Consider the following 22,844-nt stretch of genomic DNA (forward strand, 5'->3'; position numbering starts at 1 on the left):
CGATGAATCCGACCCGACGCCACTTCCTCGCCCAGGCGAGCGCCCTTGCCACGATCGCCGCCGCGCCGGCCGCCCTGCGCGCGCAATCGGGCGGCCGCCCGCTGCTGCGCGCCGGCGACCAGAAAGGCGGCCTGCGCGCGCTGCTCGAAGCGGCCGGCGAATTGAACGGCCTCGCGTACGACATCGCGTGGACCGAATTCCCGGCGGCCGCGCCGCTCGCCGAAGCGCTGAATGCGGCCGCCGTCGACTGCGGGCCGATCGGCGACGCGCCGGCGATCTTCGCGCTGGCATCCGGTGCCCGCATCAAGGTGATCGGCGCGAACCGTTCCGATCCGTACGGCACGGCCGTGCTCGTGCAACCCGACGCCGCGCTGAAAGGCGCGGCCGACCTGAAGGGCAAGCGCATCGGCACCACGCGCGGCTCGATCGGCCATTTCGTCACGCTGAAGGCGCTCGACGCGGCCGGCCTGCCGCCCGATGCCGTGTCGTTCCGCTTCCTGCCGCCGGCCGACACGATGCTTGCGCTCGCAACCGGTTCGATCGACGCGTGGGCGACCTGGGAGCCCTATACCGCGCTCGCCGAAACGAGCGGCCGCGCGCGCGTGCTGGTCAACGGCCGCGGGCTGTGGTCGGGCCTCAGCTATCTCGCGGCGACCGACGCGGCGATCGCATCGAAGCGCGACGTGCTGCACGATTTCCTGCGGCGCGTCGTGCGCGCGCAGGCCTGGTCGTACCGGCACGTCGACGCGTATTCGGCGGCGCTCGCGCGCATCATCGGCATTCCGCCGGCCGCCGCGAAGCTGCAGTTCGAGCGCCGCGGCACGCGCTGGCTGCCGATCGACGCGGCGGTGATTGCCGAGCAGCAGCGTACGGCCGACTTCTATCTGAAGGCCGGGCTGCTGCGCCGGCCGCTCGACGTGCGCACGACCTTCGACGCGGGCTTCCCGCTCGCCTGACGGGCGCATGGCGGCGCGCGGCCGTCAAACGGCTTCGGCACGATCTGGCACAATCGCGATTCGACCATCCCGCCTTCAGCCAGCGTCATGCCAGCCATCACCGAACTCTTCGTCTATCCGATCAAATCCTGCGCCGGCATCGCGCTGACGCGCGCGCAACTGCTCGAAACGGGCCTCGCTTACGACCGTCACTGGCTGATCACCGATCCGCACGGGCAGATGCTCACGCAGCGCACGCACCCGCGCCTCGCGCTGATCCGCCCGACGCTCCACGACGATGCGCTCGTGCTGAATGCGCCGGGCATGCCGGCACTCCGTACGCCGCTCGATGGCGACGCGACGCCCGCCACGCCGAAGATGGCCGCGACCGTGTGGCGCGACACCGTCGATGCGATCGACACGGGCGCCGAAACGGCCGCATGGCTCACCGAATTCCTCGGCGTGCCGACCAAGCTCGCGCGCTTCGCCGCCGACGCCCGACGCGACTGCGACCGCAAGTGGACCGGCGAAATCGATAGGCATACGCAATTCTCGGACGCCTATCCGCTGCTCGTGATCGGCCAGTCGTCGCTCGACGACCTGAACGCGCGGCTTGCCGCCAAAGGCGCGCCGGCGATCCCGATGAACCGCTTCCGGCCGAACCTCGTCGTGTCGGATCTCGATGCGTACGAAGAAGATTTCGTCGAGCACCTCGACACCGACGGCGACACGCCGGTGCGGCTGCGGCTCGTGAAGCTGTGCACGCGCTGCCCGATGCCGACGATCGACCAGGCCACCGGCGCGCCCGATCCGGCCTGGCCGCACGAGCCGACCGACACGATGCAGACCTATCGCGCGAACCCGAACTACGACGGTGCGCTGACGTTCGGCATCAATGCGATCGTCGTCGAAGGCGCGGGCGCGTGGCTCGAAGTCGGCCAGCCGGTCGAAGCGGAGATCGGCTTCGGCGACTGAGCCGGATAGTCCAGGGGCCCGTTCACGCTGATAACGGGCTTGCGCTGGCCCGTTCCCTTCGCGCATCGTATCGTCACGCGGCGCGCGGCATCACATCGCGCATCGCCGCCGGCAGCCGGATCGTCACGATCAGCCCGCCGCCGCCCGCATCGGCAAGCATCACGCTGCCCTGATGCACGCGCGCGATTTCCCGCACGATCGACAGCCCGAGCCCCGTCCCTTCGACCGTCTGCGTCTTGCTGCCGCGATGGAAGCGCTCGAACACCGCGTCGCGTTCGTCGGCCGGAATGCCCGGCCCGTTGTCGATCACGTCGAGCCGCGCCTCGTCGCTGTCGCCGTCGCGCGAGACGCGCACCGTGATCACTGCACGGTCGCCCGCATAACGAATCGCGTTGTCGATCAGGTTGCCGATCATCTCGCCGAGCAAGTCGGGTTGCCCGAGCACGTCGACGTCGGCCTCGTGTTCGAAGCCGAGATCGATGTCGCGCGCGCGTGCGACCGGCGACCAGTCGAGCGTCACGCTGCGTGCGAGCCGGTGCAGCGGGACCGGCTTGTGCGCGACCGCATGACCGCTGTCCGAATCGAGCCGCGACAGCGACAGCAGCTGCTGGACGATTTTCGCGGCCTGCCGCACCGCGCCGTTCGCGCGGCGCAGGTGCCCGTTCGCGCGCGGCTGTTCGTCGGGCCGCAACGCGAGCTCGACGCCGGCCTGCACGGCCGCGAGCGGCGTCTTCAGTTGATGGGCCGCATCGGCGAAGAAGCGGCGCCGCGCCACCTGCATCCGCTGCGTGCGGCCGATGTACTGGTTGATCGAATCGACGAGCGGCGCGAGTTCGCTCGGCATCGCGCCCGTGTCGAGCGGCGTCGTGTCGTCCTCGCTGCGCGCGGCAACCGTCGCCGACAGCCGGTTCAGCGGCCGCAGCCCGCGCCCGACGCCGAGCCACACGATGCCGAGCGCGAGCACGACGAGCAGCCCCTCCTGCAGCAGCGACCCAACCAGGATCTCGCGCGCGAGCGCCTGACGCGCCTCGATCGTCTCGCCGACCATCACCCACACGATGCGCGACTGCGCGGTCGGCACGTCGTGCACCGGGATGCGCAGCGCGGCCATCCGCAGCTGCTCACCGCGATACACGACGTCGTAGTAGCGCGTGACGAACAGCGCGCCGTCGCCCGCGTCGCGCCCCTGCGGCAGCGGCAGGTCCGGGTAGCCGGTGACCGTGCGGCCGTTGTCCTCCCGGATCAGGTAGTAGATCTTGCCGCCGTCGCTCGATTCGAGCATCTCGAGCGCGAGATACGGCAGGTCGACCTCGATCTCGCCGTCGTTGAGCCGCACGCCTTCGCGGATCGACTTCAGCGACGACGACAGCGTGCGGTCGAACGCGACGTGCGCGGCGCTCATCGCGCGCTGGTACGTGAGCCACGAATCGAGCGCGAGCAGGCCGAGCAGCGGCAGCAGCAGCCACAGCGCGACCTGCGCGCGCAGGTTCGGGCGGGTCATCGTGCCTCCCGCCGGGCCGCCCCGAGGGGCGTGACGGGGCATTCGCGGATCATCGCTGCGCGCGATCCCATGCAGAGCACGTGAGCATGGGGGCACTTCATTCGGTTCTCTCCGCCTTCGCTTCGAGCAGATAGCCGAGCCCGCGCAGCGTGACGATCGCGACGCCCGTGTTCTCCAGCTTCTTGCGCAGCCGGTACACGTAGATCTCGATCGCGTCCGCGTTGACCGATTCGTCGAGCCCGAAGATCTTCTCCGACAGCGTGTCCTTGTTGATCGCGCGGCCGTTGCGCAGGATCAGCACCTCGAGCACCGAGCGCTCGCGCGGCGTGAGCGACAGCGGCTCGCCCGCGAGATGAAAGCCGCGGTCGATACTGTCGTACGAAAGCGGCCCGCATTCGACGCGCGAATGCTCGTGACCGAGGCTGCGCCGGATCAGCGCACGGGCGCGCGCCTCCAGTTCGGTCAACTCGAACGGCTTCGCGAGATAGTCGTCGGCGCCGAGATCGAGCCCCTTCACGCGATCCTCGACCGACCCGTGCGCGGTGAGGATCAGCACCGGCACCGGATTGCGGCGCGCACGCAGCCGCCGGAGCACCTCCAGCCCGTCGAGCTTCGGCAGCCCGAGATCGAGGATCACCAGCGCGTAATCCTGCGTGCGCAGCACGTGGTCCGCCGCCTCGCCGTCGGCCATGTGATCGACCGCGAAGCGCGCGGCGCTCAGCGCGTCGTTCAGCGACTGGGCCAGGTTCGGGTTGTCTTCGACGAGCAGCACACGCATGGGGATTCCGGTAAGGTCAGCGACAGCCCGCTACATTACATGATCCTTTCCGCCTCCACGCCTCGCGCAAACACGGGGTTGCGCGGGCGCCGCGAAGCCGCCGCGCGGCGCCGGTGCCCCCGGTCAGCACTCAGCACTCAGCGCTCGGCGGCGGGCCGGTTGCGCGCCACGATGCGCGCATGACCGCTCACGCCTCGCTCGCGAAAACCGGCCACCACCGCGACGAACGCGACGCTCGCGCCGACCGTGACGACGATCATCGGGTGCGCGGTGCCGTCCGACAGCCACGCCAGCACGCCGCCGCACACGGCCGTGATCGCCATCTGGATAAAGAAGAACAGCCCCGACGCCGTGCCGGCGATCTTCGCGTACGGCTGCATCACCGCGAACTGGCAGGCCGGAATCGCGATCCCGACGGCGATCATCACGACGAACATCGGCGCGACGAGCGCCGTCACCGAAGTCGGGGCGATCGCGCCGCCGATCCACAGCCCGGCGGCGCCGACCAGATTGACGGCCGCCGCCGCCGCGATGACCGAATCGGCCGTCCAGCGGGCGCTGGTCCGCGCGAACGCACTCGACCCGATCAGGTAGCCGAGCACGGTCACGCCGAAGATCGCCGCGTAGACCGGCCCGGACACGCCGATTTGCCGCTGGAACAGCGTCGACGATTCCGCGATGAACGGGTAGTACGTGCAGTAAGCAAAGCTGATGGCGAGCGAATAGCGCAGGAACCGCCGCTCGCGCAGCAGGCCGGCGTAGGTCCGCAGCAGCCCCGCAGCGGCTGGCGGCCGCGCCTCGCGCAGGCGGGTCTCGGGCAGATAGCGCAGCACCATCGCGGTCGCGACCAGCCCGCCTGCCGCCAGCCAGCCGAACACGCCGCGCCAGCCGAGCCACTCGGCAATCGCGCTGCCGGCCAGCGGCGCGACCACCGGCGACAGCGCCATGCCGGCCGAAATATGGCCGAGCATCGTGGCCTGCGTCGCGGCCGGAAAGCGCTCGCGCACGATCACGCGGCCGATCACGGTGCCGCTGCAGCCGCCCAGCGCCTGGAATACGCGTGCGGCAATCAGCGCCGGGATGCTGGTCGACCATGCGCAGGCGACGCTCGCGACGACGTACAGGCACAGGCCGCCGAGCAGCACCGGACGCCGGCCGCAGCGGTCGGACAGCGGCCCCGACACCAGCATCGACAACGCGTAGCCGACCATGTAGAGCGTCAGCGTGAGCTGCAACTGCGCGTCGGTGCCGTGCAGTGCGTCCGCCATCGCGGGCAGCGACGGCAGGTACGCATCGATCGTGACGCGCGGCAGGCACACGACGAGCATCAACAGGAACAGCCAGCCCCATCGGGGCAATGAACGCGTCTTCATGCGGTAAGTCCGTTTCGGATGGGTGGGGTCGACAGCAATCTAAGGCGAAAGTGATATAAGCTGAAGGGCCATTAAATCGACCATTGACTGGACCACTATGCCGCGAGGCAAAGCCGCGATTCCGCTGGATCTGCCATGCCCTGCGGGGTTGTCGGGCGGCAGCCCGCAGTCGAAGCAGGAATGCATCGCCGACACGATTCGCGACGCGATCCTCCAGCGCCTGCTGCCCGGCGACAGCCCGCTGCCATCGAGCCGGACGCTGGCCGCGCGCTGGGATGTCGCGCGCGGCACCGTCGAAGCGGCGTACGACATCCTGTGCGCCGAGGGCTACATCGCCCGCACGCAAGGCTCCGGGACGCGCGTGTGCGCGGTCGTGCCGGACAGCTATCTGCGCGCGGCCGCGCAGTCGCGCGACGGCAGCCCGCGTCGTGCCGTCTCGCTCGCCGCGCCGACCGCCCCAGCCGAGCCCGAGTACGGCGTGCGTCCGGGCGTCCCGTTCGTCGCGCGGCTCGCCGATCCCGGCCTGCTGCCGATGCAGCAATGGAAGAAGGCGCTCGGCGCCAGCCTGCTTGCCGCGACCGCGGACGATCTCGGCGCGACGCCGGCACAGGGCGTCGAAAGCCTGCGCGTCGAAATCGCCGCGTACCTGCGGGAATACCGCGGCATCCCGTGCGAGGCGGGCGACATCGTCATCACGACCGGCATCCGCAACGCGATCGACCTCGTCGCACGCACATTGCTCGCGCCCGGCGCGACGGTGCTGATGGAGGATCCCGGCTATGCGTCGGCGTGGCGGATCTTCACGATCGCGGGCGCGACCGTGATCGACGTGCCGGTCGATCGGGAAGGCATCGACACCGCATCGCTGGATCGCTATCCCGATGCGCGCGCCGCGTACGTGACGCCCGCCCATCAGGCGCCGCTCGGCGTCACGATGTCGGTATCGCGCCGGCTCGAACTGCTCGACTGGGCGCAACGCAACCGCACGTGGATCATCGAGGACGACTACGACGGCGAATTCAGCTACCAGACCGCCCCGCTCCCCGCGCTGAAAGCGCTCGACGCGTGCGACCGCGTGATCTACTGCGGGTCGTTCAACAAGACGCTGTTTTCCGGGTTGCGCATCGGCTTCATGGTCGTGCCGGCGGAACTGCGACCGGCGCTGTCCGCCGTGTGGCATGCGACCGCGCGCGCGGTCGGCGTCGCGCCGCAACTCGCGCTGGCCCGTTTCATCGGTCACGGCGATTTCGCGAAGCACCTGCGCGCCGCCCGCCACGCGTACCGCCAGCGGCGCGACATCGTGCTCGACCAGTTGGCGAAGCATGCCGGCGGCCGCTACACGGTGTCCGGCGAGCACGCAGGCTTTCATTTCGTGCTGTGGCTGCCGCCCGGCATGGAAGAGGCAGCCTGTGTCGCGCAAGCCCGCGCGGCCGGCGTCGAGTTGCAGCCGATCCGCGGCTTCTGTCGAAGCGCCCGGTGCGAGGCGGGCGTCGTCGTCGGGTATGCCGCACTGACGGCCGCGCATGCGCGGCACGGCGGCCGCCTCCTCGGACAACTGCTGGCCACGCCCGCGTAGCCTGCACGCTCCTCCTTTCAAGCGTTGCCGCGCGCCGCGAACCCGCGGCCGCCGCCGCTTCGACCTCGGGAAATCCATGACATGAACGGCGTGATTGCGAACGGAAATGAAAGCGGGCTGAAAGTGCCCCGCAATTAACATCCGCGTCACTCGAACAACATCGACGCATCACTGGAGGAAGACATGCCGTTTGCACCGAAGCACCTCGCCGCCGCGCTGGCGATCGTTCTGGGCACTGCCGCCGGCAGCGCCGTCGCGCAGGTTCCGGCCGGCTACCCGGGGAACTACCAGGGCGTGATCGACGCCGCGAAGAAGGAAGGCAAGCTGATCGTCTACTCGACGACCGACACGGGCCTCGTGCGTCCGCTGATCAAGGACTTCGAAAGCCTGTACGGCGTGAAGGTCGAGTACAACGACATGAACAGCACCGAGCTGTACAACCGCTACATCAGCGAGAACGCGGCGAGCAGCACCAGCGCCGACGTGCTGTGGAGCTCGGCGATGGACCTGCAGGTCAAGCTCGTCAACGACGGCCTGATGGCGTCCTACGATTCGCCGGAAAGCCCGAACGTGCCGCAATGGGCGCAATACCAGAAGCAGGCGTACGGCACGACGTTCGAGCCGCTCGCGATCGTCTACAACAAGCGCCTGATCCCCGAGAACGAAGTGCCGACGACGCGCGCCGACCTGATCAAGCTCCTCACCACGCAAGCCGACAAGTTCAAGGGCAAGGTCACGACCTACGACATCGAGAAATCGGGCGTCGGCTTCAACTACCTGACCCAGGACGCACACGTGAACGAGAAGGTCACGTGGGAACTCGTGAAGGCGATCGGCGCGACCGGCCCGAAGCTGCAGTCGAGCACGGGCGCGATGATGGAGCGCATCTCGTCGGGCGAGAACCTGATCGGCTACAACATCATCGGTTCGTACGCGTATGCCAAGGCGAAGAAGGACAAGTCGATCGGCTATGTGTTTCCTAAGGACTACACGCAGGTCGTGAGCCGCCTCGCCACCGTGTCGAAGAAGGCGAAGAACCCGAACGCCGCGAAGCTGTGGGTCGACTACCTGCTGTCCAAGCGCGGCCAGACGCTGATCGCGAACCAGGCGAACCTGTACGCGATCCGCGCGGACGTGACCGGCGAAACGTCGGCCGCGAGCCTCACGAAGGAACTCGGCGATTCGCTGAAGCCGATCCAGATCGGCACCGGCCTGCTCGTCTATCTCGACCAGTCGAAGCGCCTCGCGTTCCTGAAGCAATGGCAGCAGGCGATCAAGCGCTGAGCCGCTGAGCTGCTGACCTCGGGCCGCCCGCCGCACGTCGCGCGGGCGGCCCCTTCCCCTTACCGACTTCCTTGAGGCGGCCATCCGGATGGCCGCAGGGGTGAACTCATGCTTTCAACCAGCACACGGGACACGGCACCGGCCGTTGCGCCCCCTAGCGGCCCGCGCGACGCGATTCCCGCGCTGCCGGTCAGCGGCCTGCAGCCGCTCGCCGGCATGCTGCGCTGGATCGTCGTCGCGGTACTGACCATCGCGGTCGCGCTGCCGCTCGGCTTCATCCTGTTCCAGAGCCTACTGTCCGCGCCGTTCTTCGATGCGAACAAAACGCTCGGCATCGAAGGCTTCCGTTTCGTCTTCAGCGATCCCGACTTCTGGTCGGCCGTGAAGAACTCGTTCATCATCGCCGGCGGGATGCTGTTCATCTCGATCCCGCTCGGCGGCATCCTCGCGTTCCTGATGGTGCGCACCGACCTGCCCGGCCGCCGCTGGCTCGAACCGCTGCTGCTCACGCCGGTGTTCGTGTCGCCGATGGTGCTCGCGTTCGGCTACGTGGTCGCGGCCGGCCCGGTCGGCTTCTACTCGGTGTGGTTCAAGGAACTGTTCGGTGTGCAGAACGTGCCCTGGAACGTGTATTCGATCTTCGCGATCACGGTGATCGTCGGCCTCACGCACGTGCCGCACGTGTACCTGTATTCGTCGGCCGCGCTGCGCAACCTCGGCTCGGACGTCGAGGAAGCCGCGCGCGTGACGGGCGCCCGGCCGTTCCGCGTCGCGCTCGACGTGAGCCTGCCGATGACGATGCCCGCGCTGCTGTTCGCCGGCGTGCTGGTGTTCTTCCTCGGCTTCGAGGTGTTCGGGCTGCCGCTCGTGCTCGGCGATCCGGAAGGCCACCTCGTGCTCGCGACCTACCTGTACAAGCTGACCAACAAGCTCGGCGTGCCGTCGTATCACCTGATGGCCGCGGTCGCCGTGTGCATCGTCGCGATCACGTTCCCGCTCGTGCTGCTGCAGCGGCGCCTGCTGAAGACGGCGAGCCGCTTCGTCACCGTGAAGGGCAAGGCCGGCCGCGCGACGGTGCTGCCGCTCGGCGTGTGGCGCTGGATCGCGCTCGCGATCGTCGCGCTGTGGCTGATGCTGACCGTGATCGTGCCGATCTCGGGCATCGTGCTGCGGGCGTTCGTGACCAACTGGGGCGAAGGCGTGTCGCTCGCCGAAGTGCTGACGCTGTCGAATTTCATCGAGCTGTTCGAGCAGGACAACCTGGTGCGCGCCATCGTCAACACGCTCGGCATCGGCGTGATCGGCGGCGCGCTCGCGATCGGCTTCTACTCGCTCGTCGCGTTCGCCGGCCACCGCCGCCCCGACTGGGCGACCAGGCTGCTCGACTATCTCGTGCTGCTGCCGCGCGCGGTGCCCGGCCTGCTCGCCGGCCTCGCGTTCCTGTGGATCTTCCTGTTCGTGCCCGGCCTGCGCGAGCTGAAGAACTCGATGTGGAGCATCTGGATCGCGTACACGGTCGTGTGGCTCGCGTACGGGATGCGGCTCATCCAGAGCGCGCTGCTGCAGGTGGGCCCCGAGCTCGAGGAAGCCGGCCGCAGCGTCGGCGCGACGCGCAGCCGCGTGTCGCTCGACGTGACGCTACCGCTCGTGCGCTTCGGGCTGCTCGCCGCCTGGCTGCTGATCTTCATGATCTTCGAGCGCGAATACTCGACCGCCGTCTACCTGCTGTCGCCCGGCACCGAAGTGATCGGCGCGCTGCTCGTGTCGCTGTGGGCGACCGGCGCCGTCGACCAGGTCGCCGCGCTCTCTGTCATCAACATCGCGATGGTCGGCGCCGGTCTCGGCGTGGCCCTGCGCTTCGGAGTGAAACTTCATGGATAAGCTCATCGTCGACGATCTGCACCTCAGCTACGGCGCCAACCCGATTCTCAAGGGCGTGTCGTTCGAACTGAAGGCCGGCGAAGTCGTGTGCCTGCTCGGTGCGTCGGGCAGCGGCAAGACCACGCTGCTGCGCGCGGTGGCCGGCCTCGAACAGCCGTCCGACGGCCGCATCCAGCTCGACGACCGCGTGTTCTTCGACGGCGCGCAACGCGTCGACCTGCCGGTCGAACAACGCTCGCTCGGCCTCGTGTTCCAGTCGTACGCGCTGTGGCCGCACCGCACCGTCGCCGACAACGTCGGGTACGGCCTCAAGCTGCGCCGTGTGGCGCCTGCCGAACAGAAGCGCCGCGTACAGAGCGCGCTCGACCAGCTCGGCCTCGGCCATCTCGCGGAACGCTTTCCGCATCAACTGTCGGGCGGCCAGCAGCAGCGTGTCGCGATCGCCCGCGCGCTCGTCTACAACCCGCCGGTGATCCTGCTCGACGAGCCGCTGTCGAACCTCGACGCGAAGCTGCGCGAGGAAGCGCGTGCGTGGCTGCGCGAGCTGATCGTGTCGCTCGGGCTGTCGGCCCTGTGCGTGACGCACGACCAGACCGAAGCGATGGCGATGTCCGACCGCATCCTGCTGCTGCGCAACGGCCGCATCGAGCAGGAAGGTACGCCGGCCGAGCTGTACGGCGCACCGCGCTCGCTGTACACCGCCGAATTCATGGGCAGCAACAACCGGATCGACGCGCGCGTCGCCGCGATCGACGGCGAATGCGTGACGCTCGCCGGCGACGGCTGGGAGCTGCGCGCCGTCGCCCGCGACACGCTCGCGCCGGGTCAGGACGCACAGGCCGTGATTCGCCTCGAACGCGTCCAGGTCGCCGACGGCCCGGGGGCGAACCGGCTGCAGGCCGACCTCGTCACGTCGATGTATCTCGGCGACCGCTGGGAATACCTGTTTCATTGCGGCGACATGCGCCTGCGTGCGTTCGGCCATGTACCGCGAGCAGCCGGCAAGCACTGGATCGAATTCCCGACCAACGACTGCTGGGCGTTCGCGAAAGCGGGCTGACCCGATCGCGGCGGCCCGCGTGCCGCCGCGCATGCAGTCAAGCGCGCATCCGTTTCGCGCCGCGCATCGGCGCACGCTTCACGGCGTGCGCCGATGGCGCGCCGAGTACCCGTTTTCCGTTTCACCCACCCCACAACAAACCAAGGAGACACCGTCAAATGAAGTCACGCGCAGAACGTTCGATTCGAACAGTAGTCCTCACCGGTTCGGCCGCGGCAGCCTGCATCGTCGCGCCGGCCGCGCACGCGCAGTCCTCGGTCACGATATACGGGATCATGGACGCCGGCATCGAATACGCGAACCATGCGGCGCCGGATGGCGGCAATTCGTTCAAGCTGAAGTCGGGCAACAAGAACACGTCGCGCTGGGGCTTGCGCGGCGTCGAGGATCTTGGCGGCGGGTTGAAGGCGGTGTTCCGCCTCGAAAGCGGCATCGATCTTGCGAACGGCGCGTCCGACGACGGCCCCGACTCGATCTTCGCGCGCCGCGCGACGGTCGGCCTGAAAGGCAAATGGGGCGAACTGTCGCTCGGCCGCAACTTCACCGTCACGTACGACTACATGCTGCCGTTCGACCCGATGGGTTACGCGCAGAACTACTCGTGGGCGACCTCGTCGATGGCGACCGGCGGCCGCAAGGACGGCCTGTTCACGCGCTCGTCGAACGCGGTGCGCTACGACGGCGAATTCAGCGGCTTCAAGTTCGGCGCGCTGTACGGCTTCGGCAACGTGCCGGGCAGCATGAAGACCAGCTCCAAATACGATTTCGCGGTCGGTTACGAGACCGGCCCGTTCGCGGCGGTCGTCACGTTCGACCGGCAGAACGGCGCGGCCGACAGCGTCACGCCAGCCGATACCGTCAACTACGTTCAGGGTATCCATGCGGGCCTGAGCTACGACTTCGGCAACCTGAAAACGATGGCCGGCTATCGCAATTATCGACGCACGTATCACACCACGGCCGCGAACCAGTTGAGCGACATGTATTGGCTCGGTGGGTCGTACCAGTTCACGCCGACGTTCTCGCTGATCGCGGCCGTCTATCACCAGAACATCAAGGGCGGCACGGATGCCGATCCGACGCTGGTGTCGGTGCGCGCGCAGTACGCGCTGTCGAAGCGCACGGTGCTGTATGCGGCCGGGGCGTTCGCGATCGCGAAGCACGATCAGAAAGTGGGCGTGTCGCGCGATTTCAACGGGTACGGCACCACTCAGGTCGGGGTCACGGCGGGGATTCAGCAGCGGTTCTGAAGCCGACGCGGCCGACGTCGGCGGGCGGTCGGCCGCCTGCCTGCTTTCACACCGCGCGCGGCGGCATCACGGCGAACGGTCCGCTGCTGCCGCGCAACCAGACGCCCACACCGCATCCGGGCCGCCGCGTGGCGATGCGCCGCTTACTCGCCCCGCATCGTGAACACCGGACGCACGAGGCTGCTCGTATCGCCCCAGTGTTCGCCGACGTCCGCCAGCGGCACCGTGCGCGTGTCGATCGCGAGGCCCGCCGGCCCAGCCGCTTCGAATACGCCGCGCACCGACGCCAGCAAGCGCGGCAGCGACACGCTGCCGATCCCGCTGCCCATCAGTTCGATCGCGGTTGCCCGCAGCACGGCGCCCGGCAGCAGCACGTCCGCGCCGCCGATCGAGCCGATCTGCACGAAACGCAGCCGACGGCCATCGGGTGTCGCCTTCGCGGCCGCGCCCAGCAGCGCCTGCGCGGTGGCGCCCCACAGATAATCGAGCACGACATCCACGCCCGCGCGGAAATGCGGTTCGAGCGCCCGCGCCAGATGCGCGTCGTCCTGCTGCAGCGACACCACGGCGTCCGCGCCGGCATTCAGCAACGCCTGCAACGCGGCCGCGTTGCGGCCGGTCGCGACGACCTTCGCCGCGCCGAGATGCTTCGCGATCCGCACCGCGAGCCGCCCCGACGTGCCCGTTGCGCCATTGACGAGCACCGTCTCGCCCGCGACGAACCGCGCGCGTTCGGTCAGCGCCGCCCACGACGACATCCCCGGAATCGCGATCGCCGCGGCCGTGACATCGTCGAGCGCGTCCGGCAGCGGCACGCACTGCGTATCGGGCACGATCGTGCGTTCGGCCATCGCGCCGAACGGCACCGGCGCACCGAGGAAGTAGACGCGCCGACCGTCGTCGAGACGCCCCACGCCGTCGACACCGACGACGAACGGATAGCGTCGGTCCGACGAATAATGCGTGCCGGCCGCGCGCCCCTGCGCGAGGCGGCTCAGCGCCGACGCCGTCACGTCGATCAGGCGGTGGCCCGGCATCGCGTGCGGCGCGTCGAATTCCATATGAACGGGACGCTCGCCGACGCCCGTCACGACTGCTGCTTTCATGGTGGTTCCTTCAATCCTGGAAAATGGGTCTTTACCGGGCATCGAGCCACGCGCGCAGAGCGGGATCGCGTACTTCCAGCACGTCGAACAGGCCGAGCGCACGCAGTGCAGGCAGCGCGTCGAGCGCGTCGGCCTCCGCACGCGCCCTCTCGGCCGGTGCGGCGTCCGGATCGGTCAACACCCGTGCGTTGACCAGAAACGCGCCAACGGTCCCCTTGCGAATCGTCGTTCCGCCGGCATCGACGTGGTCGGCATGGTCGGGAAGCATCTGTTCGGCTCGCATCGCGTCTTGCTCCGGTTGTCATCGATGAACGCAGTGTAGGCGTGCCAATTCGGCCGATCTCCGGTATAACGGCCATTCGATACCGATATCCGGCCATGTCCGATCCGCTTCTGCCCGCCCGCTTCGTCACGTCCGACGACGGCCCGTTCGTGGCCGCCGCCGTCCTGTCGCAACGCGACCCGCGCATCACCGCGCCGCATTCGCATGCGCGCGGCCAGCTCGTGGGCGCGCTGAGCGGGCTCGTGACGATCGGCCTCGACGATCAGGAGTGGGTCGTGCCGGCGATTCATGCGATCTGGATTCCGCCGCATTGCCGGCATTCGCTGCGCTCGTTCGGGCCGATTTCCGGCTGGTCGGCGTTCATCGCCGAAGCCCGCTGCGCGGCGCTGCCGGCGACGCCGCGCGCGATCCGCACGACGCCGCTGCTGCGCGAAGCCGTGCAGCGTGCGGCGAGCTGGGGCGATTCCGAACTGAATGCCGCGCAGACGAGGATCGCCAACGTGATCCTCGATGAAATCGCGGCATCGGAAGCCGAGGCGCTGGGGCTGGTCCGGCCGCGGGACCCGCGGCTCGTGAGGATCACCGATGCGCTGGCCGCGGATCTCGCGAACGACCGGCGGCTGGAGGAATGGGCCGAATGGGCCGGCATCGGCGCACGGACGATGAGCCGCCGCTTCGTCGCCGAGACGGGGCTGACGTTCGCGCAGTGGCGTCAGCAGGCCAGGCTGCTGCGGGCGCTGGAGCGCATCGCCGACGGCGTGCCGGTGACGACGATCGCGCTCGATCTCGGGTACGACAACGTGAGCGCGTTCATCGACATGTTCCGGCGCGCGCTGGGGACGACGCCGGGACGGTATATGGAATCAGGACGGCGCGCGGACGGATAGGTGCGGCCATGCGCGTGCATGAAGCCGAACGGCGAACGGCCAGCGTTCGGCACACGAAAACCGCGCAGCCGCTGCGTCAATACGTGCCGTCGCCCTTCTTCGCGTCGCCGCCGTTCCCCTTGAACTGCGCGGCGAGCCGCTCCGCGCTCCGTGCCAGCAGCGTCGTATCGACGCCGACCGCGACGAACAACGCCCCCGCTTCCAGATAGCGCCGCGCGGCCGCTTCATCCGCGCTCAGGATGCCCGGCGCCTTGCCGGCCGCCTTGATCGCGCGGATCGCACCGTCGATCGCGCCCTGCACGTCCGGATGCCCGGGATGGCCGAGATGACCGAGATCGGCGGCCAGATCGGCCGGCCCGATGAATACGCCGTCCACGCCGTCGACCCGCGCGATCGCATCGATCGCGTCGAGCCCCGCGCGCGTCTCGACCTGCACGAGCACGGCCATCTCGTCGTTCGCGCGATGCAGGTACTCGCCGACGCGATTCCACCGCGACGCGCGCGCCAGCGCGCTGCCGACGCCGCGCATTCCATGCGGCGGGTAACGCGTCGCGGCCACCGCCGCACGCGCTTCGTCCGCGCTCTGCACCATCGGCACCAGCAGCGTCTGCGCGCCGAGATCGAGCACCTGCTTGACGATCACCGGATCGTTCCACGGCACGCGCACGACCGGATGCGACGGATACGGCGCGATCGCCTGCAGTTGCGTGAGGATCGTCGGCACCGTGTTCGGCGCATGCTCGCCGTCGATCAGCAGCCAGTCGAAACCGGCGCCCGCGACCACTTCGGCGCTGTACGGATTCGCGAGGCCGAGCCACAGGCCGACCTGCGCGTCGCCGCGTGCGAGCGCGGCCTTGAAGACATTCGACGAAATCCGCATCGTTCCTCACCTCACTCGAAGTAGCACTGGATCGTCCCGAGCGGGCCGTAGTCGACGCTGAACGTATCGCCCGAACGCGCCGCGCAGGGCCGCGTAAACGACCCGCCGAGCACGACCTGCCCCGGTTCGAGCGCGACGTCGAAGCGCGACAGCCGGTTCGCGAGCCATGCGACGCCGTTCGCCGGATGGTTCAGCACGCCGGCCGCGACACCGGTTTCCTCGACCACGCCGTTGCGCGACATGATCGCCGCTACCCAGCGCAAATCGACGTCCCGCGGGCGCACCGGCCGGCCGCCGATCACGACGCCCGCGTTCGCCGCGTTGTCGGCGATCGTGTCGAACACCTTGCGCGGCCGTTTCGTCTCGGGGTCGATCGACTGGCTGCGCGCGTCGATGATCTCGAGCGCCGGCACGACGTAATCGACCGCGTCGTACACGTCGAAGATCGTGCAGTTCGGGCCGGTGAGCCGCTTGCCGAGCACGAACGCGAGCTCGACCTCGACGCGCGGCACGATGAAGCGGCCGGTCGGGATCGTGCCGCCGTCTTCGAAGAACATGTCGTCGAGCAGCGCGCCGTAGTCGGGTTCGTCGATCTGCGACGTGTTCTGCATCGCCTTCGACGTGAGGCCGATCTTGTGCCCCTTCAGCGTGCGGCCTTCCGCGAGCTTGAGGGTCACCCACGCGCGCTGGATCGCATACGCGTCGTCGATCGTGATGTCGGGATGGTCGAGCGAGATCTGGCGGATCTGCGTGCGCGCGCGTTCGGCGTCGTGCAGACGGTGCGCGAGCTGGTCGATGATGGCGGGTTCGAGCATGGTCGGATCGGGAATGGAGTTCAGCCGGCCCGCTTGTAGCGGGCGTGAATGTTGTTGTGCTTGTACGAGCCGCTTTCGCTGAACTCGGTCAGTTCCATCGACAACGCTAGGTAGCGTTTCGCGTACAACTCGGCGAAATGCACCTTGATCGCATCGAACAGCGCGTCGCACGCGGCTTTTTTCTGCGCGTCGGTGCGGCCCGAGCCGATCTTCAGCGTCACGTGGACGAACGCGTCGTCCTCCGTACCGTCGGCGACGCAGTAGTCGTGCAGCTCGAGCGCGCGCGAACGGATGCCGCCGGTCGGGAACACGCCGCCCTGTGCGATCAGCGTCGCGTTGATCGTGCGCAGCAGCACGGGAATGCGGGCGTCGTCGCGGATGTTCGCGGTGTATTCGACGACGATGTGGGGCATGGCAAGTCTCCGGTCGGATTCGAATGCGTGGCGGGCGGCCTCGTTCAGGGCAGCGGGAAGATCGCGTTGATCTGCCCGGTGCCCGAACTCGCGAAATAGTCGGTGACGATCTCGACGGGCCGGTCGTAACGATCCCAGCCGAGCAGCCCGAGCAGCATCGCCGTGTCGTGCATGCCGCCTTCGCCGTGGCAATGCACGTTGTACTCCGGCAGCATCGCGCAGAAGGTCTTGAAATCGCCCTGTTTCCACAGTTCGACCACGCGCAGGTCGACCTGCCGGAAGAATTCGCGGCTGATCTCGTGGATCGATTCCTCGGGGCTGCCGTTGTCGTTGAAGCGGTGCGACAGCGAGCCGCTCGCGAGGAACGCGACGTTCGAATCGCTCTTCTCGATCGCTTCGAGCAGCGCCTCGCCGAAGCGCCGGCTTTCGTCGAGCGTATGCCACATGCACCAGCCGGCGATCGACACGACCTTGAAGTGCTGGTCGCCGTTCATGTAGCGCATCGGCACGAGCGTGCCGTATTCGAGTTCGAGGCTGTCGATCTCGTGCGCACGCGTCGCGATGCCGCGCTCGGTAGCCGTTTCCGCGATCAGCCGGCCGAGCGCCGGGTTGCCCGGATACGCGTACTGCATGTCGCGGATGAAATGCGGCAGCTCGTTGCTCGTATAGGTGCCGGCGAACCGCGCATTGCAGTTCACGTGATAGCCCGCGTTGACGAGCCAGTGCACGTCCGACACGACGATCGTGTCGACGCCGAGCGCGCGGCAGCGCTCGCCGATCAGCCGGTGGCCGCGGATCGCCGCCTCACGGCAGCCGTGATGCCGGCCGGGCAGTTCCGACAGGTACATCGACGGCACGTGCGTGATCTTCGCGGCGAGGGACAGTTTGCCCATCGTTAAGTCTCCCAATCGTTCGTTCTTGCGGCGACACGACCCGCTCCCGTTACACGCCCCAGCGAGGAATGTGATGCGAACCCATCGAGATGCACACGTTCTTGATCTCCGCGAACACCTCGAAACTGTACTCGCCGCCCTCGCGCCCGGTGCCCGATTCCTTCACGCCGCCGAACGGCTGGCGCAGGTCGCGCACGTTCTGGCTGTTCACGAACACCATCCCGGCCTCGATGCCGCGCGCGAGCCGATGCACCTTGCCGACGTCCTGCGTCCAGATGTACGACGCGAGGCCGTACGCCGTGTCGTTCGCGAGCCGCAGCCCTTCTTCCTCGTCCTCGAACGGGATGATGCACGCGACCGGCCCGAAGATCTCTTCCTGCGCGATGCGCATCCGGTTGTCGACGTCGGCGAATACGGTCGGCCGCACGAAGTTGCCGCGGCGCAGATGGTCGGGCAACCCTGCCGGCTTGTCCGCACCGCCCGCGACCACGCGCGCGCCTTCCTGCTCGCCGAGGCGGATATAGCCCGTCACCTTCTCCCAGTGCTGGCGCGTGATCATCGCGCCGAGATTCGTGCCCGGATCGGCCGGATCGCCGACCACCAGGTTGTTCGCGCGGCGCGCGAATTCCTGCACGAAGCGGTCGTAGATCGTGCGCTGCACGAAGATCCGCGAGCCCGCGGTGCAGCGTTCGCCGTTGATCGAGAAGATCGTGAACAACGATGCGTCGAGCGCACGGTCGAAATCCGCGTCGTCGAAGATCAGCACCGGCGACTTGCCGCCGAGCTCCATCGAGTACTTCTTCAGGCCCGCGCGTTCCATGATCCGCTTGCCCGTGACCGTGCCGCCCGTGAACGACACCGCGCGCACGTCCGGATGCCGCACGAGCGCATCGCCGGCCGTCGCGCCGTAACCCTGCACGACGTTCAGCACGCCGGGCGGAATGCCGGCTTCGAGCGCGAGCCGGCCGAGCTGGTCGGCCGTGAGCGGCGACAGCTCCGACATCTTCAGCACGGCCGTGTTGCCGAGCGCGAGACACGGCGCCGTCTTCCACGTGGCCGTCATGAACGGCACGTTCCACGGCGACACCAGTGCACACACGCCGACCGGCTGGTACAGCGTGTAGTTCAGCATCTGGTCGTCGACCGGATAAGTGCGGCCGTTCATCTGCACGCATACTTCCGCGAAGAAGTTGAAGTTCTCGGACGCGCGCGGAATCAGCTGCTTGCTCGTCTGCGCGATCGGCAGGCCGGTATCCTGCGTTTCCAGCGCCGCGAGCATCGGCACGTTCCGCTCGATCAGCTCGCCGAGCTTGCGCATCAGCTTCGCGCGCTCCTTCGCCGGCGTGTTCGCCCATTTCGGAAATGCTTCCTTCGCCGCGCGCACGGCCGCGTCGACCTCGGCCTCGCCGCCCGACGCGACCTCGGTGATGACGTCGCCCGTCGCCGGGTTCAGCGTCGTGAAGGTTTCGCGGCTCTCCACTTCGCGGCCGTCGATCCAGTGCTTGATGGTCATGTGCTCTCCTTGGGCGACGGCCTCAGCCGGCGCGATAGTAGTCTGCTTCGCCGACGATCGTGTTCACGAGCCGGCCGATCCCTTCGATTTCGGTCACGACCTCGTCGCCCGGCTTCGTGTCCGCCAGCCCCTCGGGCGTGCCGGTCAGGATCAGGTCGCCCGGCGAGAGCGTCATGAAGCTGCTGATGTGCTCGATCAGCGCGGGCACGTCGAAGACCATGTCGCGCGTGCTGCCGCGCTGCGTCTCCCGGCCGTTCACCGTCGTGCGCAGCGTCAGGTCGCCCGCGTCGCCGATCTCGTCGCGGCTGACGAACCACGGCCCGAGCGGCGTGCAGGTGTCGCGGTTCTTCACGCGCAGGTTCGGGCGGTAGTAGTTCTCGAGATAGTCGCGGATCGCGTAGTCGTTCGCGACCGTATAGCCGGCCACGTGGTCGACGGCCTGCGCGCGGCTCACATGGCGCGCGGGCCGGCCGATCACGACGGCCAGCTCGCACTCGTAGTGCATGTGCGTGGCGTCCGCCGGGCGCACCGTGCGCGACCGGTGGCCGACGAACGTGTTCGGCCCCTTCAGGAAGATCAGCGGTTCGCTCGGCGCGTTGAACGCGAGTTCCTTCGCATGGTCGGCGTAGTTCAGGCCGAGCGCGAACGTCGTGCGCGGCGCGACGGGCGGCAGCCACGCCACCGCGTCCTCGGCCACCACGCGCCCCGTATCGAGGCGGATCGCGCCGTCGCCGGCCGGTTCGGCTGCATGCAATGCCCCGTTGTAGATCACGCGCGCCGTCTTCATCGTGCTTCCTCCGCGATCAGCGTATGCCGCAACGTGCCGATGCCGGCCGCGGCGATCTCGATCGTGCTGCCCGCGCGGGCACGCGGTGCGCCGCCCGCGACGCCGAGCAGCAGCACGTCGCCCGCGTCGAACGACATGAAGGCCGTCACGTCGGCGATCAGCTCGCGCACCGGGCGAATCAGCGTCGCGGTCGATGCGGACGCGGCCACCTCGCCGTCGATCCGCACCGTCAGGCCGATCGCGTCGACATCGGTGAGCGCGGCGGCCGGCACGATCGCCGGGCCGAGCGGGCAAAAGCCGTCACGGCACTTGAAACGCACGGCCGGACGGTAGTAATCGGGATGCGGCACCGACACGTCGCTCGCGAGCGTGAAGCCGTGCACGTAGTCGAGCGCCTGCGCGGCCGCCACGCGCGTCGCGCGCCGGGCGAACACGACGGCCACCGACGCGCCGATCTCCAGCGCGTCGACGCCGGCCGGCACGGCGACGGCGGCGCCGTCGGCCGCATGCGTGTTGGCGGATTTGATGTAGAGGATCGGCGCCTGCGGCGGGCGGCCGTAAGGCGGCGCGTTCACGGCATCGCCGAGCGCGGCGAGGGCCGCGCGCTCGTTGAGCAGCGCGCCGTAGACGGTACCGATGGCGACCGGCAACGGCGGCGCCGCGGCGGTCGTGCAAGACAGCTCCATGCGTCATTCCCCTGCCGCGCGTCGCGGCTCATCGTCAATACTTAACATCTTAAGTAAACAATCGGGCGCTGGCAACCTCGATTACCCTGATACACGAAATTCATCAGCTTCGGCTGTTAAGATTGATGCGTCCCCGTCCTCTGCTCACCCTGATGAACCGTACGCTCGACCATCGCAACCTGGCCATGCTGCTGCTCGAGGCCCGCGAAACGCTGATGGGCCTGTTTCGCCCCATTCTCAAGGAATTCTCGCTGACCGAACAGCAATGGCGGATCATCCGCGTGCTCGACGGCGAACCGGCGCAGGCGCTCGAAGCCGGGCAGATCGCGAAACGCTGCTGCATCCTGAGCCCGAGCCTGACCGGCGTGCTGGAACGGATGGAGCGCGACGGCCTGATCACGCGCATGCGCGCGCAGGAGGATCAGCGCCGGCTGCTGGTCAGCCTGACGCCGCAAAGCAGGAAACTGGTGACGGAAATCGGTCCGCGCATCGACGAGCAATATCGTCAGCTCGAATCGCGATTCGGCCAGGACGGCCTCGAGGACATCTACCGCGCGCTCGACCGGCTCATCGAGCTCGGCAGCCACGCGTAAGGACGGCGCCCGCCACGTGCGGGAACGGGCGTCGGTGCGACGCGGGCGTCAGTGGCGGTCAGTGGTGGATCGCGCCGCGCATCAGTTCGGTCACGGCCACCCCGCGCGACGTGCGCATGCACTCCTCGACGTAATCGATGAACGGCAACGGCTCGAAATCGATTTCGTCGCGCACGCGGCGGTTGTCGAACACGCGATCGACCGTCGCGAATTCCCCGCAGCGCTGCAACGCCCGCCCGATCACGCGCTCGAGTGCCGGGTCGGGGCGCCCGAGCACGTCGCGCACGACGAGCGGCAGTTCGGCCGGCGCGCATGCCGCGTAGCGCGGCGCCCCGGTCATCCCCGCCGCCTCGTCCATCGCGCGCACGATCTGCGCGACTTGCGGCGCCTCGTCGCCGGCCGACACGTGATAGACGTCGTGCGCGAGCGTCGGCTTGACGGCCAGCAGCATCGTCGCGCGCGCCACGTCGTCCACCGACACGATGTCGATGCGCGTCATCGGCCGCGCGGTGAAGCGGCGCGCCGCATGCGCAAGCCGGAACATCCAGAACGAATTCGGCGCGGGCCGCGTACCGAGCACCGTGTGGCCGACCACGTGCGACGGCCGCACGACGACGAGCGGCAGCCCGAGCGCGCGCAGGCGCTGTTCCGTCTCCGCCTTCGCGTGCAGGTAATCGGCCGCGAGCACCGCGCCCGGTAGACCTTCGTCGCCCGGCGCGACATCGTTCCCCGCGTCGCGTCCCGCCTCTTCCTGCACGATCCCGCCACGGCCGGCATGCGCGTAGGCCGTGCCGACGTAGACGAAGCGCTGCAGGCGCGGCGCACGCGCGAAGCGTTCGGCGAAGCGCACCGCATCGGCGATGTCGGCCTGCAGGTGCGCGCCGTCGGCCGGCGACGCATGGCCCGCGCAGTGAATCACGTGGGTCGCGCCGGCCAGGCGCGGCGCATCGGCGCCGTGCCACACGTCGCCGAGCGCGCCGACGATCACGTTCGCGTCGGTCAGGCGCGACGCCCAGTACGGCGCGAGCCCCGCGCGCAGCGCGGCTTCACGCAGCCGCGCGACCGCGTGGCCGCGATCCTGCGCGCGCACGACGCAGACGATGCGTTCGAGCAACCCTGCATTGACGAGCGCGGTCAGCACGGTACTGCCGATGAAGCCGGTCGCGCCGGTCAGCACCAGCCGTCCGACGTTCGCCGCCGCGACCGGTGCGCTGGCCGGCGACACGAGGCTCGTCCGCCAGTTCAGCGACAACGCGGTTTTCCAGATCAGCACGATAGTCTCCTTCGAAGAGTCGGCCAGGCGGCGCGGCACCCGCGGTTGCGGGCGGCGCACGGCTCACTGGCCGGGCCGGGGCTGACGCGCGCCCCGGCGGCT

The 22,844-nt window shown here is 68.7% G+C and carries 22 protein-coding genes; 9 read left to right on the top strand and 13 right to left on the bottom strand.

Annotated features, from left to right (window positions below):
- Window positions 1–2: 2 nt before the first annotated feature.
- On the top strand, window positions 3–956 hold the full coding sequence (locus HWX09_RS04950; protein WP_027782908.1) for an ABC transporter substrate-binding protein: 954 nt from the start codon (window positions 3–5) through the stop codon (window positions 954–956).
- Between the two features lie 87 nt (window positions 957–1,043).
- A complete protein-coding gene (locus HWX09_RS04955; protein ID WP_027782907.1) occupies window positions 1,044–1,910 on the top strand; it encodes an MOSC N-terminal beta barrel domain-containing protein in 867 nt (288 codons plus the stop codon).
- A 73-nt stretch (window positions 1,911–1,983) separates the two neighbouring features.
- Here the strand turns inward: HWX09_RS04955 and HWX09_RS04960 are convergent, their stop codons facing one another.
- The 3 genes from HWX09_RS04960 to HWX09_RS04970 all read right to left on the bottom strand — a co-directional run bounded on the left by HWX09_RS04960 (window position 1,984) and on the right by HWX09_RS04970 (window position 5,562).
- Complete coding sequence (locus HWX09_RS04960; protein ID WP_027782906.1) at window positions 1,984–3,411, bottom strand: sensor histidine kinase; 1,428 nt, start codon at window positions 3,409–3,411, stop codon at window positions 1,984–1,986.
- Window positions 3,412–3,508: 97 nt separating this feature from the next.
- Window positions 3,509–4,189, bottom strand: a complete 681-nt coding sequence (locus HWX09_RS04965; protein WP_027782905.1) for a response regulator — start codon at window positions 4,187–4,189, stop codon at window positions 3,509–3,511.
- 137 nt (window positions 4,190–4,326) lie between these two features.
- The gene (locus HWX09_RS04970; RefSeq protein WP_027782904.1) at window positions 4,327–5,562 is read right to left on the bottom strand and encodes a multidrug effflux MFS transporter; all 1,236 of its coding nucleotides are present in this window, start codon (window positions 5,560–5,562) and stop codon (window positions 4,327–4,329) included.
- 97 nt (window positions 5,563–5,659) lie between these two features.
- On the opposite strand from HWX09_RS04970, the gene HWX09_RS04975 reads away from it, so the two are divergent.
- The 5 genes from HWX09_RS04975 (at window position 5,660) to HWX09_RS04995 (ending at window position 12,613) form a co-directional block, all read left to right on the top strand.
- Window positions 5,660–7,138, top strand: a complete 1,479-nt coding sequence (locus tag HWX09_RS04975; RefSeq protein ID WP_027782903.1) for a PLP-dependent aminotransferase family protein — start codon at window positions 5,660–5,662, stop codon at window positions 7,136–7,138.
- Between the two features lie 183 nt (window positions 7,139–7,321).
- On the top strand, window positions 7,322–8,422 hold the full coding sequence (locus HWX09_RS04980) for an ABC transporter substrate-binding protein (RefSeq protein ID WP_027782902.1): 1,101 nt from the start codon (window positions 7,322–7,324) through the stop codon (window positions 8,420–8,422).
- A 108-nt stretch (window positions 8,423–8,530) separates the two neighbouring features.
- The gene (locus tag HWX09_RS04985; protein ID WP_027782901.1) at window positions 8,531–10,303 is read left to right on the top strand and encodes an iron ABC transporter permease; all 1,773 of its coding nucleotides are present in this window, start codon (window positions 8,531–8,533) and stop codon (window positions 10,301–10,303) included.
- Window positions 10,296–11,363, top strand: coding sequence for an ABC transporter ATP-binding protein (locus tag HWX09_RS04990; RefSeq protein ID WP_027782900.1), 1,068 nt, complete (start codon window positions 10,296–10,298; stop codon window positions 11,361–11,363). Before HWX09_RS04985 ends, HWX09_RS04990 begins: the two co-directional genes overlap by 8 nt.
- A gap of 158 nt (window positions 11,364–11,521) precedes the next feature.
- Window positions 11,522–12,613, top strand: a complete 1,092-nt coding sequence (locus tag HWX09_RS04995) for a porin (RefSeq protein WP_034185285.1) — start codon at window positions 11,522–11,524, stop codon at window positions 12,611–12,613.
- A gap of 143 nt (window positions 12,614–12,756) precedes the next feature.
- Here HWX09_RS04995 and HWX09_RS05000 read toward each other — a convergent pair whose 3' ends face one another.
- Window positions 12,757–13,719, bottom strand: a complete 963-nt coding sequence (locus HWX09_RS05000; protein WP_027782898.1) for a zinc-binding alcohol dehydrogenase family protein — start codon at window positions 13,717–13,719, stop codon at window positions 12,757–12,759.
- Between the two features lie 31 nt (window positions 13,720–13,750).
- Window positions 13,751–14,002 (bottom strand): hypothetical protein, encoded by a 252-nt coding sequence (locus HWX09_RS05005; protein WP_027782897.1) that lies wholly within the window; start codon window positions 14,000–14,002, stop codon window positions 13,751–13,753.
- A 95-nt stretch (window positions 14,003–14,097) separates the two neighbouring features.
- On the opposite strand from HWX09_RS05005, the gene HWX09_RS05010 reads away from it, so the two are divergent.
- Window positions 14,098–14,889, top strand: coding sequence for a helix-turn-helix transcriptional regulator (locus tag HWX09_RS05010; protein WP_027782896.1), 792 nt, complete (start codon window positions 14,098–14,100; stop codon window positions 14,887–14,889).
- A 76-nt stretch (window positions 14,890–14,965) separates the two neighbouring features.
- On the opposite strand, the gene hpaI is transcribed toward HWX09_RS05010, so the two are convergent.
- Genes hpaI through HWX09_RS05045 form a run of 7 tightly spaced genes read right to left on the bottom strand, consistent with a single transcriptional unit; the run spans window position 14,966 to window position 20,876 of the window.
- Window positions 14,966–15,769 carry a 4-hydroxy-2-oxoheptanedioate aldolase gene (gene hpaI, locus HWX09_RS05015; RefSeq protein ID WP_027782895.1) on the bottom strand — a complete coding sequence of 268 codons (804 nt, stop codon included), beginning with the start codon at window positions 15,767–15,769 and terminating at the stop codon, window positions 14,966–14,968.
- A gap of 11 nt (window positions 15,770–15,780) precedes the next feature.
- Window positions 15,781–16,584: a 2-oxo-hept-4-ene-1,7-dioate hydratase gene (gene hpaH / locus HWX09_RS05020; protein WP_027782894.1), complete on the bottom strand. Its 804-nt coding sequence runs from the start codon at window positions 16,582–16,584 to the stop codon at window positions 15,781–15,783.
- A 20-nt stretch (window positions 16,585–16,604) separates the two neighbouring features.
- Complete coding sequence (locus HWX09_RS05025; RefSeq protein WP_027782893.1) at window positions 16,605–16,997, bottom strand: 5-carboxymethyl-2-hydroxymuconate Delta-isomerase; 393 nt, start codon at window positions 16,995–16,997, stop codon at window positions 16,605–16,607.
- Window positions 16,998–17,041: 44 nt separating this feature from the next.
- Window positions 17,042–17,890, bottom strand: a complete 849-nt coding sequence (gene hpaD, locus HWX09_RS05030) for a 3,4-dihydroxyphenylacetate 2,3-dioxygenase (protein WP_027782892.1) — start codon at window positions 17,888–17,890, stop codon at window positions 17,042–17,044.
- 49 nt (window positions 17,891–17,939) lie between these two features.
- Window positions 17,940–19,403, bottom strand: coding sequence for a 5-carboxymethyl-2-hydroxymuconate semialdehyde dehydrogenase (hpaE, locus tag HWX09_RS05035; protein WP_027782891.1), 1,464 nt, complete (start codon window positions 19,401–19,403; stop codon window positions 17,940–17,942).
- Window positions 19,404–19,425: 22 nt separating this feature from the next.
- Window positions 19,426–20,190, bottom strand: a complete 765-nt coding sequence (locus HWX09_RS05040; RefSeq protein ID WP_027782890.1) for a fumarylacetoacetate hydrolase family protein — start codon at window positions 20,188–20,190, stop codon at window positions 19,426–19,428.
- Window positions 20,187–20,876: a fumarylacetoacetate hydrolase family protein gene (locus HWX09_RS05045; protein WP_027782889.1), complete on the bottom strand. Its 690-nt coding sequence runs from the start codon at window positions 20,874–20,876 to the stop codon at window positions 20,187–20,189. The genes HWX09_RS05040 and HWX09_RS05045 overlap by 4 nt, the downstream gene beginning before the upstream one ends.
- A gap of 152 nt (window positions 20,877–21,028) precedes the next feature.
- Here HWX09_RS05045 and hpaR point away from each other — a divergent pair, with 152 nt between their 5' ends.
- Complete coding sequence (hpaR, locus tag HWX09_RS05050; protein ID WP_027782888.1) at window positions 21,029–21,469, top strand: homoprotocatechuate degradation operon regulator HpaR; 441 nt, start codon at window positions 21,029–21,031, stop codon at window positions 21,467–21,469.
- Window positions 21,470–21,527: 58 nt separating this feature from the next.
- On the opposite strand, the gene HWX09_RS05055 is transcribed toward hpaR, so the two are convergent.
- Window positions 21,528–22,742 carry an SDR family oxidoreductase gene (locus HWX09_RS05055; RefSeq protein WP_027782887.1) on the bottom strand — a complete coding sequence of 405 codons (1,215 nt, stop codon included), beginning with the start codon at window positions 22,740–22,742 and terminating at the stop codon, window positions 21,528–21,530.
- Between the last annotated feature and the right edge of the window lie 102 nt (window positions 22,743–22,844).

This window comes from Burkholderia sp. BCC1208 (assembly GCF_902833095.1).
Classification (GTDB): Bacteria; Pseudomonadota; Gammaproteobacteria; order Burkholderiales; family Burkholderiaceae; genus Burkholderia.